The organism is Pedococcus sp. P2_E4 (assembly GCF_056403935.1).
The window spans coordinates 14,677-27,634 of sequence record NZ_JBFUEO010000003.1 but is presented as its reverse complement, the minus strand read 5'-3'; the positions used below and the strand labels follow the sequence as shown (position 1 = coordinate 27,634).

General features: G+C 71.3%; 15 protein-coding genes. 10 read left to right on the top strand and 5 right to left on the bottom strand.

Annotated features, from left to right (window positions below; all coding sequences use genetic code 11):
* Positions 1-135: 135 nt before the first annotated feature.
* The 7 genes from AC1DV7_RS02505 to AC1DV7_RS02475 all read left to right on the top strand — a co-directional run bounded on the left by AC1DV7_RS02505 (position 136) and on the right by AC1DV7_RS02475 (position 5,827).
* Positions 136-405, top strand: a complete 270-nt coding sequence (locus tag AC1DV7_RS02505; RefSeq protein ID WP_477594255.1) for a DUF7218 family protein — start codon at positions 136-138, stop codon at positions 403-405.
* 81 nt (positions 406-486) lie between these two features.
* Positions 487-645, top strand: a complete 159-nt coding sequence (locus tag AC1DV7_RS02500; protein ID WP_477594253.1) for a hypothetical protein — start codon at positions 487-489, stop codon at positions 643-645.
* 144 nt (positions 646-789) lie between these two features.
* Positions 790-1,245, top strand: coding sequence for a hypothetical protein (locus tag AC1DV7_RS02495; RefSeq protein ID WP_477594251.1), 456 nt, complete (start codon positions 790-792; stop codon positions 1,243-1,245).
* A complete protein-coding gene (locus tag AC1DV7_RS02490) occupies positions 1,242-2,471 on the top strand; it encodes an NRAMP family divalent metal transporter (protein ID WP_477594249.1) in 1,230 nt (409 codons plus the stop codon). The genes AC1DV7_RS02495 and AC1DV7_RS02490 overlap by 4 nt, the downstream gene beginning before the upstream one ends.
* A gap of 1 nt (position 2,472) precedes the next feature.
* Complete coding sequence (locus AC1DV7_RS02485) at positions 2,473-3,285, top strand: PRC-barrel domain-containing protein (RefSeq protein WP_477594247.1); 813 nt, start codon at positions 2,473-2,475, stop codon at positions 3,283-3,285.
* Between the two features lie 119 nt (positions 3,286-3,404).
* Positions 3,405-3,602, top strand: coding sequence for a hypothetical protein (locus tag AC1DV7_RS02480; protein WP_477594245.1), 198 nt, complete (start codon positions 3,405-3,407; stop codon positions 3,600-3,602).
* A gap of 44 nt (positions 3,603-3,646) precedes the next feature.
* Positions 3,647-5,827, top strand: coding sequence for a catalase (locus AC1DV7_RS02475; protein WP_477594243.1), 2,181 nt, complete (start codon positions 3,647-3,649; stop codon positions 5,825-5,827).
* 41 nt (positions 5,828-5,868) lie between these two features.
* Here AC1DV7_RS02475 and AC1DV7_RS02470 read toward each other — a convergent pair whose 3' ends face one another.
* Positions 5,869-6,309, bottom strand: coding sequence for a hypothetical protein (locus AC1DV7_RS02470; protein ID WP_477594241.1), 441 nt, complete (start codon positions 6,307-6,309; stop codon positions 5,869-5,871).
* 176 nt (positions 6,310-6,485) lie between these two features.
* Between AC1DV7_RS02470 and AC1DV7_RS02465 the strand changes: the two genes are divergently transcribed.
* Genes AC1DV7_RS02465 through AC1DV7_RS02455 form a run of 3 tightly spaced genes read left to right on the top strand, consistent with a single transcriptional unit; the run spans position 6,486 to position 9,322 of the window.
* Positions 6,486-7,040 (top strand): hypothetical protein, encoded by a 555-nt coding sequence (locus tag AC1DV7_RS02465; protein WP_477594240.1) that lies wholly within the window; start codon positions 6,486-6,488, stop codon positions 7,038-7,040.
* The gene (locus tag AC1DV7_RS02460) at positions 7,037-8,101 is read left to right on the top strand and encodes an NAD-dependent epimerase/dehydratase family protein (protein WP_477594238.1); all 1,065 of its coding nucleotides are present in this window, start codon (positions 7,037-7,039) and stop codon (positions 8,099-8,101) included. Before AC1DV7_RS02465 ends, AC1DV7_RS02460 begins: the two co-directional genes overlap by 4 nt.
* 36 nt (positions 8,102-8,137) lie before the next feature.
* The gene (locus tag AC1DV7_RS02455; RefSeq protein ID WP_477594236.1) at positions 8,138-9,322 is read left to right on the top strand and encodes a zinc-dependent alcohol dehydrogenase; all 1,185 of its coding nucleotides are present in this window, start codon (positions 8,138-8,140) and stop codon (positions 9,320-9,322) included.
* A gap of 22 nt (positions 9,323-9,344) precedes the next feature.
* On the opposite strand, the gene AC1DV7_RS02450 is transcribed toward AC1DV7_RS02455, so the two are convergent.
* The 4 genes from AC1DV7_RS02450 to AC1DV7_RS02435 form a co-directional block, all read right to left on the bottom strand.
* Positions 9,345-10,067, bottom strand: a complete 723-nt coding sequence (locus tag AC1DV7_RS02450) for a dienelactone hydrolase family protein (protein ID WP_477594235.1) — start codon at positions 10,065-10,067, stop codon at positions 9,345-9,347.
* Between the two features lie 63 nt (positions 10,068-10,130).
* Complete coding sequence (locus AC1DV7_RS02445; protein ID WP_477594233.1) at positions 10,131-10,775, bottom strand: peroxiredoxin; 645 nt, start codon at positions 10,773-10,775, stop codon at positions 10,131-10,133.
* Between the two features lie 51 nt (positions 10,776-10,826).
* Positions 10,827-11,762 (bottom strand): alpha/beta hydrolase, encoded by a 936-nt coding sequence (locus AC1DV7_RS02440; RefSeq protein ID WP_477594231.1) that lies wholly within the window; start codon positions 11,760-11,762, stop codon positions 10,827-10,829.
* Between the two features lie 132 nt (positions 11,763-11,894).
* The gene (locus tag AC1DV7_RS02435; protein ID WP_477594229.1) at positions 11,895-12,902 is read right to left on the bottom strand and encodes a Rossmann-fold NAD(P)-binding domain-containing protein; all 1,008 of its coding nucleotides are present in this window, start codon (positions 12,900-12,902) and stop codon (positions 11,895-11,897) included.
* Positions 12,903-12,958 lie beyond the last annotated feature (56 nt).

The window sequence follows — 12,958 nt, the reverse complement described above, 5'->3', positions numbered from 1 at the left end:
CCTGTCCGGCCGTGGGTCCCGCACGACCACCCTCCTACTCATGGTTCCCCGGAGCAACCGTCGTCAAACGCACGGTTTGGCGACCAGGTGGCACGGGTACGGGGCACGCGACGCTTTCGACCCGAGGAGGATGTCGTGCCCACACGCAAGCCAGGCCCGTCGGTGAAGGACCCGGAGATGTACGAGGCGCTGCGCGACGACGGCGCCAGCAAGGAGAAGGCTGCACGCATCTCCAACGCTGCAGCAAACACCTCACGAAAGTCGGTGGGCACCAAGGGTGGCCGCAGCGGGGACTACGAGGACTGGACCACGAAGGACCTGCAGCGGCGGGCACGTGAGATCGGGATCCGTGGACGGTCCTCCATGTCCAAGTCCGAGCTCATCGAGGCCCTGCGCACCCACTGAGGTCAACGGACGGATTGCGTGACGACGGGGGAGGTTTGCGCGACGCCTGCGCGGGCATGCTCTGGACGGAGGTGGTCGACGATGACCAGCAGCGCTTCACACGTGCGCCCTGACGGCACGGTGTTCCCCCCGGTGACCCCGGACCCGCCCTACCCACCCGGCTACGAGCCACCCGACGTCCTCGACCCGACGGCCCCGGAGCCGGCACGCCCCGAGAGCGACACACCGGACGAGCGGTGACGTCCCTCTCGCAGCGAAGTCGCCGGGACGGGCGGGGCCGGTCGAGGACGTCCCCGTGACCGAGGGCTTCGCCCTGGCCGGCGGGTGGCTGCTCTTCCTGGTGATGCTCACCGGCCTCGCCTACGTCCTGCTCAGGCGGCCCCGATGAAGCTCCAGGGCCGGTCCGCGGTGGCTACCGGTTGCCTCCTCCTGGTCATCCTCATGGCGGGCTGCGTCGCACCGTCGACGGACAGCGGCGCCTTCCGGGCCAACGCCGTGGCGGCGTTGTCCTCGGCGGTCGGCGAGGCTCGTACGGCTGCGCTGGCGCTGGATGCGCGGGTGGACGACCAGGTCACCAACCCCTACGCCGACACGGTCGTCACCGACAGCGAGTCGGCGCTGGGCCCCATCCAGGACAGCTTCGGGAACGTCGACCCGCCCGAGCCCGAGGACGACGCGCTCCGCGACAGGGTCACGGAGGTCCTCGGGGACACCGCGGATGCCTGCGCCAAGGCACGGATCGCCGTGCGCAGGGACGACCCGGGCTCGATGCGTTCGGCGGCGGGCGACCTGCGCGACCTCGCGGACCGCATGGAGGCACTCGGGGAGAGCCTGCGGTGAAGAAGCTCTTCGCGGTCGCCCTGGGGATCCTCACCGCCATCGGTGGTTTCGTCGACATCGGCGACCTCGTGACGAACGGGCACGTCGGTTCGCGCTTCGGCCTCTCGCTGGGATGGGTGGTGATCGTCGGCATCGTCGGCATCTGTGCCTTCGCCGAGATGAGTGGGCGCGTCGCCGCCGTCTCTGGGCGCGCCACCTTCGACCTCGTGCGGGAGCGGCTCGGGCCGCGCGTCGGTCTGGCCAACCTCGTCGCCTCCATGGCCGTCACGCTGCTGACCTTCATCGCTGAGATCGGTGGCGTTGCGCTTGCTCTGCAGCTGGCGACCAGCGTGAACCGGTACCTGTGGATCCCCGTCGTGGGTGCCGCCGTCTGGCTCGTCCTGTGGCGGGTGAAGTTCTCGCTGCTGGAGAACGTCTTCGGGCTGGCCGGCCTGTCCCTGGTGGTCTTCGGGGTGGCCCTCTGGAAGCTGGGCCCCGACTGGCAGGCACTGTGGCAGCAGGGCACGGCACCATACGTGCCGGCCGAGGAGAGCCACTGGACGTACTTCTACTACGCCATCGCCCTCTTCGGTGCTGCGATGACTCCCTACGAGGTCTTCTTCTTCTCCTCCGGCGGCGTCGAGGAGAACTGGACGTCCTCCGACCTCGGCACGATGCGGGCCAACGTCTTCATCGGGTTCCCGCTGGGCGGGCTGCTGTCACTGGCCATCGCGGCCACGGCGAGTGTGGTCCTGCGCCCCGGGGCGATCCAGGCCGACAGCCTGGGCCAGATCGCCCTTCCCGTGGCGATCGCCATGGGCAAGGTGGGACTGGCCCTCGCGCTGCTCGGCTTCTTCGCCGCCACGTTCGGGGCGGCGTGCGAGACCGGCCTGTCCGTCGGCTACAGCATCGCCCAGTACTACGGGTGGCAGTGGGGCAAGTTCGTCGAGCCGCTCCAGGCTGCCCGGTTCCACACGGTCCTGCTGCTGTCCTCGATCACGGCCATCGGCGTGCTCCTCACCACGGTGGACCCCATCATGCTCACCGAGTACTCCGTGGTCTTCAGTGCGGTGGCCCTGCCGCTGACCTACTTCCCGATCCTCGTGGTTGCCAACGACCGCACGTACATGGGGTCCCACGTCAACGGCCGGCTCGCCAACCTGGTGGGCACGGTCTACCTCGTCCTCGTGCTCGTGGCAGCCGTTGCCGCCATCCCCCTGATGGTCATCACCAGGGCGGGACAGTGAGATGACAACCCTCCGCGCGGCACCCGCGACGCCCCTCCGGCTCGTGCTTCGGGTGCTCGACCACCAGCTCGTGGGACCCCAGGGCGAGCTCCTGGGCAACGTGGACGACCTGGAGCTCGACGTCGGACCTCACGGGTGGGTGGTCACCCATCTGTGCGTGGGTCCGGCAGCCCTGGGGCGCCGCCTCCCGGGGGACCTCGGGCGCTGGACCACAGCCGTATGGCGCCGCCTCCAGACCCGTCCCGATCCCGGACCAGCCATGGTGCCGATGCGCTCGGTCACCGACGTGGGCTCCGCACTGACCGTGGACCGGGCCGCTGCCGACTCCCTGGCCCGGTCATTCGGGCTGGAGTGGTGGCTGCGCCGTCACGTGATCTCCCGGATCCCCGGCGCCAAGGGGGGCGGTGACGACAGAGCCGACCAGGAGCCACCGACCGAGGCATCGGGGGCGACGGCAGTGACGCGGCCCTACCTCGGGGTGTCGGTCAGCGACCTGCTCGGCTGCCGGGTCCTCGACGCCGACGGCATTGAGCTCGGCGTGGTGACGGAGCTGCTCTGCGACCCCCGTCCGACGCACCGACCGGCGCCGGGACTGCGGGTCACCCACCTGGAGTATGGAGTGCACGCCGCGACCTCGGAGCTCGGGTACAACGCCGACTCCCGACAGGGCCCGCTGGTCGTAAGCGCAGTCCTCCGGTGGTGGCAGCGGGACAACCGGGTGGCCGCCCTCGAGGACGTCCGGTCGCTGGACCTCGAGGCCGGCACGGTGACCGTGCTGCGGCACGGCGACCACGTCCACCCCCACCAGCTCTGAGGTGAGGTTTGCCCAGCGGGGTGTCGGGTAGTGACTGGGTGCCGGCGCCGCCTCGCCCGAGGCGGCTGTCTTCGCGCCCATCGGACCAGACCACCGGCGCCACAGAGAGGCAGACCTCCATGTCAGGAACCACCAGCCGGGACGACGAGTCGCAGGAGCAGGTCCAGGGAGCCGCGTCGACCCCCCGCGAGGACGGCGCCCCGAGCCAGGCAGACCAGGAGGACGGTGGCCCGGGTTCGCACACCCAGGACGGGTCCGGCGGCACCGAGAACGACCCGGCGAGCGGCGGCGTACCCGAAGCAGCCGAGGACAACTGACCGTCCACCGACGGGGCGAGGTCCAGGTCCATCGAGAGGGAGTCATGCCCACCAAGAAGCGCAGCACGAAGGCCTCGAGCACGGCCTCGTCCAACCGTCCGACCACGTCCCGGGCCTCGAAGGGGGCGGGTTCGACGGCGCCCCTGTCGTCAGCCCAGCCTGCCGAGCCGCCCGCGCCCCGGGTGGGCGAGGGCGGTGAGCTGCACCAGCCCGTGCAGGACGGCCAGGTCCTCACCACCGCCCAGGGGACACCGCTCGCGGATGACCAGAACAGCCTGCGCGCGGGTCAGCGGGGACCGACCCTGCTCGAGGACTTCGCCATGCGGGAGAAGATCTTCCACTTCGACCACGAACGGATTCCCGAGCGAGTGGTGCACGCCCGCGGGTACGGAGCGCACGGCACGTTCGAGACGACGGCAGATCTGTCCGATCTCACCCGCGCGGCGATCTTCTCCGAGGTGGGCCGCAAGACCGAGGCGTTCGTGCGCTTCTCGACCGTGGCGGGCGCGAAGGGTTCCTTCGACCTGGCCCGCGACGTGCGCGGCTTTGCCGTGAAGCTCTACACGACGGAGGGCAACTGGGACATCGTCGGCAACAACATCCCGGTCTTCTTCATCCAGGACGCGGTGAAGTTCCCCGACCTGGTCCACTCCGTCAAGGAGGCGCCGGACCGCGCCTTCCCCCAGGCACAGTCCGCGCACGACAACTTCTGGGACTTCGTGTCCTTCACCCCCGAGTCCATCCACATGACGTTGTGGACGATGTCGGATCGAGCCATCCCGCGGTCCTTCAGGTTCATGGAGGGCTTCGGGGTGCACACGTTCCGCTTCGTGAACGCCGACGGGGTCTCCCGCTTCGTCAAGATCCACTGGCGACCCCTGCAGGGTCTGCAGTCGGTGGTCTGGAACGAGGCCGTCAAGATCAACGGGGCCGACCCCGACTTCCACCGGCGCGACCTGTGGGATGCCATCAACAGCGGCGACCTGCCGCAGTGGGACCTTGCCGTCCAGGTCTTCGACGAGGCGTTTGCAGACGCGTTCGACTTCGACGTCCTGGACGCCACGAAGCTGATCCCAGAGGAGCTCGTCCCGCTGCAGGTGGTCGGCCGGCTCACCCTGGACCGCACCGTGGCCAACGACTTCGCCGAGACGGAGCAGGTGGCCTTCCACACGGGCAACGTCCCTCCGGGGGTCGACTTCTCCGAGGACCCGCTGCTCCAGGGCCGCAACTTCTCCTACCTCGACACCCAGCTGTCCCGCCTGGGCACCCCCAACTTCACCCAGCTGCCGGTCAACGCCCCACGCTGTCCGGTGGCCCACTTCCAGCGGGACGGCGCGATGCAGACCGCCGTGCCGCAGGGCCGGGTGAACTACGAACCCAACGGGTGGCCGACGCCCGACCGCGGTCCGAGGGCCGATGCCGCGCTCGGGTTCCAGAGCGCCCCGACCGCGCTCGAGGGAGTCAAGGAACGGGTACGCTCCGCGAGCTTCGCCGACCACTACAGCCAGGCCCGGCAGTTCTACATCAGCCAGACTGCGGTCGAGCAGGACCACATCATCAAGGCGTACACGTTCGAGCTCAGCAAGTGCGAGGTCCCGCAGGTGCGCTCGCGCATCCTGGCGCACCTGCTCAACGTGCACGAGGACCTCGCCTCGGCCGTGGCCGAAGGCCTGGGCATGCCCTTGCCTGAGCCTGCGACCCCCGCGGTGGAACCGCGCACCGACCTGCCACCCTCCGACGCCCTCAGCATCCTCAAGAAGGGACCGGGGAGCTTCGCGGGACGCAAGATGGGAGTCCTCGTGAGCGATGGGACGGACGCCGCCGTGCTCACCTCGTTGCAGGAGGCGCTCGACGACGTGGGAGCCGTCCTGGAGACCATCGCACCGGTCATCGGCAGGGTCCAGCTGAGCGACGGCTCGACACTCGTGCCGGACCAGATGATCGACGGCGGGCCTTCGGTGTTGTACGACGCCGTGGTCCTGCTGCCTGCGGCCAGCGCCGTCGCGGAGCTCGCGGGGCGCAGCACCGCCCGGGACTTCGTCTCCGACGCCTTCGCTCACCACAAGTTCATCGGCTTCAACACGGCTTCGAACCCCTTGCTCGAGGCGGCCGGCGTGGCTGGCCGGCTCGACGACGGCTGCGTCAAGGTCACCAGGGCCGCCGCGGCCAAGTTCGTCCGCCGGTGCGGTGCACTGAGGTACTGGGACCGGGACGTCCAACCCTGACCCGGGCGGCTGCCCCGGGCGACGAGTGTCGTCGTCCGGGGTCAGCCGACGTCGTCCGGGGTGGCCTCGTGGCCGGAGCGGCCGGGCGTCCTTCGGTCTGACTTCATCTCCGCCTCGAACACGTGGCGACGACCGCCCATCAGCTCATCCCGGACCTGCTGCTCGAGTCGTCGGAAGTCCGCGTAGTAGCCGTCGTCGAACTCCTCGACGACCTGATAGGTCCACCGCCCTGCGAGGACGTTGCGACCGACGAGCTCGTCCTCGAGCTGGCTGGCGAGCTCAGGGTGTCCGGCTTGGCGCAGCAGCTCGCAGGCCTCGCCGAGGGCGAGGTCGGCCGAGCCGGTCAGCCGGTGCAGCCCATAGAGCCGGCCGCGAACCTCCTCGATCGTCTCGAAGGCCTCGCTCAGCTTGCCCACGGCCTCGACGGTCGCATCGCTCACACCGTCCGGCCGACGGTCCAGTCCCTGCTCTCCTGTCCCCATACGGGCCAGTCTGCGCCGTCGCCGTCGCGTCGGCACGTCGGCTGCCTGAGGCAGCGAGAACCTCGGTCACCTGAGGGGGAGAACGTCGACGGTGACCGAGGGTTTCAACCCGTCCGCGGTGGGCATGCACCGGTGAGGCACGACGAGGCGGTCGTCCACCACTGAAGGAGGTACCCGTGCTGAGCCCGCAGTCCGGTGACCACCGCGACCAGGGTGGAGGGCACACGCCGTCCGATGCCCTGGGTCGATACCTGCGTGAGCACTACTCCGCGGCCGCAGCCGGCATCGAGCTGTTCCAGCGCTCGGCCCGTTCGCAGTCGGACCCCCAGGTCCGGCGGGAGCTGGAGGCACTGGCGGCCGAGGTGGCTGAGGACCGGGCTGCACTCCTGTCCATCATGGTCGACCTGGGCGTCGACCGGAGCCCTGCCAAGGAGCGCCTGACGATGCTGGCCGAGCGACTGGGCCGCCTCAAGACCAACGGCACGGTGCTCCGCCGGTCCCGGCTCTCCGACCTGCTCGAGCTGGAGGCGATGGCGGCGGCCCTGCACGCCAAGCGGCTGGGGTGGATGTGCCTGCGCCACCTGTGCGACGCGGACCCCAGGCTCAACCCGTACCACCTCGACCTCCTGGTCACCCGCGCGGCAGCGCAGCACGACCGGGTCGAGGAGATGCGTCTGCAGACGGCTGCCGAGGTGCTCCGGGACTCGTCCGGGTCGGGGCAGTCCTCGTGATCGTGGCGGTGACCGGCGCGACGGGAAACATCGGATCCGCCGTGACGCGACAGCTGCTCGACCGCGGACACGAGGTGAGGGCAGTGGCGCGGCGGCCCGACCGCGGATGGAGCGTCCCGGGTCTGTCCTGGACCGCGCTCGACCTGACCGCACCCGACCGGGACGCCCGCCTCCGTGAGGCGTTCACCGGTGCCGACGTCGTGGTGCACACCGCGTGGGGCTTCCAACCCACCCGCGACGTCGCGTACTTGATGGCGCTGGACGTGGGCGGCACGTCCGCGGTGCTGCGGGCGGCCGTGGACAGCGGAGCCGCCCACCTGGTGCACGTGTCCTCGGTCGGGGTCTACTCACCCGCTCTCGACAGCGACCCGGTGGGGGAGGACTGGCCCACCGGGGGCACGCCACACCTGCCCTACAGCCGGCACAAGTCGGCGGCCGAGAGACTCCTCGATGCCCACGAGGCCCGGCCGGGGCACGCTCCCCGCGTGGCGCGGGTGCGCCCCTCGCTGGTGGCACGGGAGGAGGTGGGCAGCGCCCTGGACCGCTACGTCCTGCCCAGCCTGCTGCCGGCCGTGCTGCTGCGCGCCGTCCGGGTGCTTCCGCTCGACCGGCGCTTCCGCGTCCAGCTCACCCACACCGAGGACATCGCTGCCGGGATCGTCACGATCGTGGAGCGTGGTGCGGTCGGACCGTTCAACCTCGCCGCCGACCCGTTGCTGCGCCGGGAGGACGTGGCCCGGTCGCTCGGCGCGCGGTCCGTGCACCTGCCCTGGCCCGCGCTGCGGGCCCTGGCCAACCTCGCCTGGGTGCTGAGGCTGCAGCCCGTCGACCCGGGCTGGCTGGACATGGCCCATGACGTCCCCGTCATGTCCAGCGAGCGTGCGGAGCGCGAGCTGGGCTGGAAGCCGCGTCACGACGCCAGGGCGGTCCTCGACGAGGCGGTGCGAGGCATGGCCTCCCAGTCCAGCGGCAGGACGGCCGCCCTGCGACCGCGCAGGTGGCGAGAGCAGCTGGTCAACCTCGTGAGGCACGGGCCGGTCTCACAGCGTCCGCGAGCGTGAGACCAGGCAGAGGGCGGTCCGACGAGAGGAGACGGCATGAAGGCACTGACCTGGCAGGGAAGGCGTGACGTCCGGGTGGAGGAGGTGGCCGACCCGGTCCTCCAGGAGCCGACCGATGCGATCGTCCGGATCACCTCCACGGCGATCTGCGGTTCCGACCTGCACCTCTACGAGGTCCTGGGCCCCTACCTGACGCCCGGCGACGTGCTGGGCCATGAGCCGATGGGGATCGTCGAGGAGGTCGGTCCCGAGGTCACCCACATCCGGCCCGGGGACCGCGTCGTCATCCCGTTCAACATCTCCTGTGGACGGTGCTGGATGTGCCGTCACGGCTACTACGCACAGTGCGAGACCACCCAGGTTCGTGAGCACGGCAAGGGTGCGACGCTGTTCGGCTACACCAGTCTCTACGGTGCAGTTCCGGGCGGGCAGGCAGAGTACCTGCGCGTGCCTCAGGCACAGTTCGGGCCCGTCCCCGTCCCGCACGACCACCCGGACCAGAGGTTCCTCTACCTGTCGGACATCCTGCCCACGGCATGGCAGGGCGTGAAGTACGCCGACGTTCCCGAGGGCGGCACGCTCGCCGTGATCGGGCTCGGCCCGGTCGGACAGCTCGCCGTCCGGATCGCGCGCCAGCTGGGGGCCGGTCGGGTGATCGGCGTCGACCTCGTTCCCGAGCGGCTGGCGTTGGCCGAGGCGTACGGCGCCGAGACGCTGGACATGACCACCGTCGACGACGTGGCGGACACGCTGGTCGAGATGACCGGTGGACGCGGTGCCGACGGCATCGTCGAAGCGGTCGGGATGGAGGCTCATGGGTCCCCGGTGGCCAAGGCGGGGCAGGCGGCGGTGGCGCTGCTCCCCGACCGGTTGGCTCGGCCCCTGGTGGACCGCGTGGCCGTCGACCGGCTCGAGGCGCTCCACACGGCCCTCAAGGCCGTCCGCCGTTGCGGGACGGTGTCCGTCTGCGGCGTCTACGGGGGCGAGGTCGACCCGATGCCGATGATGGAGATGTTCGACCGCGGCGTGACGATCCGCATGGGGCAGTGCCACGTGAAGCGGTGGGTCGACGAGATCCTGCCGCTGGTGCTGGATCCCGCGGACCCGCTCGGGACCGAGGACCTGGCGACCCACGTCCTCCCACTGGCGCAGGCCGCCCACGGTTACGAGATCTTCCAGAAGAAGCAGGACGACTGCGTCAAGGTGGTGCTGCAGCCCTGAGGCTGGAGCCCGAGCCCGCCGCTCAGACGGGCAGGTGCTCCGCGAGCCAGGACTCGGTCGTCACCCAGGCGTCGCGCGAGGCGCCCTCGTGGTGGAAGACCGGCGACGGGTTGTCGAACGCGTGCCCCGCGCCCGGGTGGGTGACGAAGGTGACGTCGCCGTCGCCCTTGGTGACGGCCGCCTCGATCTCGCGCACCGTGTCCATCGGGATGTAGTCGTCGGCCTCGCCGAAGTGGTGCAGGCTCGGCGAGCTCACCTGCGGTGCCAGCCCGAGCAGCTGCGGCAGGGCGGACCCGTAGTAGCTGACGAGTGCGTCGGGCCCGTCGACCTGCGGGGCCGCAGCCGCCACGGCGAACGCGAGCCCGCCGCCGAAGCAGAACCCGAGCACGCCCACGGGTCCGTCGACCTCCGGCGCCGCTCGCAGTGCCGTCAGGGCAGCACCACCGTCCGACACCGCAGCGTCCCAGTCCAGCCTGCGGACCAGCTCCATGGCACGGGGGAGGCCGTCGGCGGCCTCCGAGACGACCTCGTCGCCGATCCGCCAGTAGAGGTGCGGGACGAGGACCACGTAGCCGAGGGACGCGAGGTCGGCAGCCCGGCTGCGGATGTAGGCGGTGACGCCGAAGATCTCCTGGAACAGCACGATCCCCGGGCCGCTTCCGGCAGCGGGGAGGAAGAGGTCGGCCGGCAGGGTGCCGTCAGCGAGGGTGACGGGCCGGCTGAGGGTCTCGGGGGTCGACGCCATGGGACCAAACGTATGCCGCGCCCGCCCCCACGGGGGCGAACGCGGCATACGGCGTGGCGTGGCTCAGGCAGGCTGGGCGGCCGGGGCCTCGGCGTAGCGCAGGTAGGGCTTGACGACCTCGACACCCTTGAACCGCGCCTGGGCGTCCTCGGTGGTGACGGTCGGGGCGACGATGATGCGCTCGCCGACCTTCCAGTCGGCCGGCGTCGAGAACGGTCCGGAGTCGTTGACCTGCAGGGCGTCGAGCGCACGCAGGATCTCGTCGAAGTTGCGGCCGGCGCTCTTCGGGTAGGTCAGCGACAGCCGCACCTTGCCGGCCGGGTCGATGAGGAACACCGAGCGGACGGCCGAGGTGTCGCCGGCGCCGGGGTGGATCATGTCGTAGAGCTCGGCCACCTGGCGGTCCTTGTCGGCGACGATGGGGTAGTCGACGGCGGCACCCGAGACGTCCTCGATGTCGGCCTTCCAGGCCTGGTGGTCCTCGACGGCGTCCACGGAGACGGCCAGCACCTTGGTGTTGCGCCGGGCCCACTCGTCCTTGAGCTGGGCAACCCGGCCGAGCTCGGTGGTGCAGACCGGCGTGAAGTCCGCGGGGTGGCTGAACAGCACGGCCCAGCCGTCGCCCTTCCAGTCGTGGAAGCTCAGCTGGCCCTCGGTGGTCTCGGCAGTGAAGTCAGGGGCGTCGTCGCCCAGTCGCAGCGTGGCCATGACGGCTTCCTCTCAGGAGTAACAAAATGTTTGTCGCGGTCAAACATGCCGTTACTTGACCGAGGTGTGGATGGGCCGTCCGGATGGTGGGACCGGTGACGTGGTCAGCCCGAGCAGCTCACGCACCACCGTGGCGACGGTGGCGACGCTGCCCGCCTCGAGGAGTGCGCCGTAGTGGTCACTGTCGAGCCGCGTCGTCCGGACGTCGTCCGGCAGGTGGGCGCCGGCGATGCGCGCCGCGTCGTACAGCCCCGTCGGCTGCCCGAGCGGGCCGCGTGCCGCCCACAGCAGGTGCCCCGGGCACTGCAACGTGTGGACGGCTGAGAGCGTCGCCGGGTCACTCATCAGGTCCGCCCAGTCCGCCCGCACGCACTCGAGGGACGAGGTCGAGCGCATCCGCCCCGGCTTCCCGGCCAGGTCGTGCAGCAGGTATGCGGTGAGGTCGCCGCCCGCCGGCGAGTCCAGCAGCGGTCCCATGGTCGGGTGGGCGCGCCAGTGCGCGAGGTAGGCGGCCGCGTCGTCGAAGGTCATGGAGAGCCGGTCCATCGCGGGGCCGATGACGCTGTGCAGCACGTCGTCGACCTCGAAGCTGCCGGTGTCCGTCAGGCCCAGCCCACCGTCGACCAGCGCCACCGCCCGCACCCGGTCGGGGTGGGTGGCCGCGCAGAGCGCCGCGGCGAAGGCCCCCATGCTGTGCCCGACGAGGACGACCCGGTCGAGGCCGAAGTGGTCGAGCAGGCGGACGGTGTCCGCGACGTGGTCGGACAGACCCGTCGAGCGCAGGCCGGAGCTCTCAGCCCTCCCACGCATGTCGGGCGCCAGCACGCGGACCCGGGGTCCGAGGGCTCGAGCGACCGGGACCCACGCCAGCGCGTTCGACGAGATGCTGTGCAGGGCGACGACGACCGGGACGCTCGAGGACGCGGCCCCCAGCTCGTGGACCGTGAGGTCACCCCCGTGGACCGGCACCTGCACGACACGTGGCACGCCCCTGCTCCCTCACTCGACCGACCAGCGACGCTACGGCGCGCGGTGGCGTCGCGACATGGAGCAGCGGGCCACATCTTCGGCCCGCGCGTGTGCGGTCCGCCCATGTCGCGGTGGTGGGCGGCGGGGGAGTCAGGCCCCGAGGCCGTCCTCGCGCGCCAGTGCGAGCAGCGCCGACTCGTCGGCCGGGGTCAGCCCTGCCCGGCGGGGGCGACCCGGGCCGGAGCGCAGCTCCCACTCCAGGGTGTCGCGCAGGGTGTCGGCCAGTGGCCGGCAGGCCAGCCCGAGGGCCTGTGCCGCGGCCGTCGAGCGTGCCATGAACCCGGCATAGTCCGGCAGCGGGAGCCACAGCGGCAGGCTGCGGTCACCCGACCAGGGCGCCACGCCGTGGGCCTCCAGCCAGCCCTGGTCGGCTGCCACGACGGCGCCGGTGTGGCCGGCGACCTGCCGAGCCGTGGCCAGGTGCTCGGCGAGTGGCACGCTGGGCCCCGACGCGTTCGCCACCCCGGCGACTCCTCGCAGCCCCGCGTCGACGAGCCAGGCGGCCAGGTCGCGGACGTCCACCACCTGGGTCCCGAGCTCCGAGTCGGGCACGAGCACCGCACCGCTCGGGTCGGCCGGGTGCGCGAACCGCAGGGGCCAGTAGCCGGTGCGGTCGGTGTGGTCGCCCGGGCCGGCGATGAGGCCGCTGCGGGCGATGAGTGCCCTGTCGCCCACGGCCTCGAGGACGTGCCGTTCGCAGGCGACCTTGCGCCCGCCGTAGGTCTCGCCGTCGTCGTCGTCCTCGAGGTGCGCGGGCAGGAGCTCGGCCGACTCGTCGTCGCCGGGGGAGTCGGCCGCGGCGTACACCGAGGCGGACGAGACGAACACCCACGCTGCCGCCCCTCCGCCCAGCGCGCTGACCGCCCCCAGTGCGTGGCTGGGCTGGCGGGTGACGTCGACGACCAGGTCCCAGTCGGTCCCGGCCACCTGGTCGTAGGCCTTCGGCTGGTCGCGGTCCGCGCGGACGACCTCGACACCCACCGGGAAGGACCCCGACTCCCCGCGGGCCAGCACCGTCACCTGCTCACCACGGCCGAGCGCGGCCGCCACGACCTCCTGCCCGAGCCACTGCGTGCCACCGAGAACCAGAACCGACATGCCCCCCACGCAACCAGTGGCGTGGAGGGCATGTCGAGCGATTGTGCTCAGGGCTG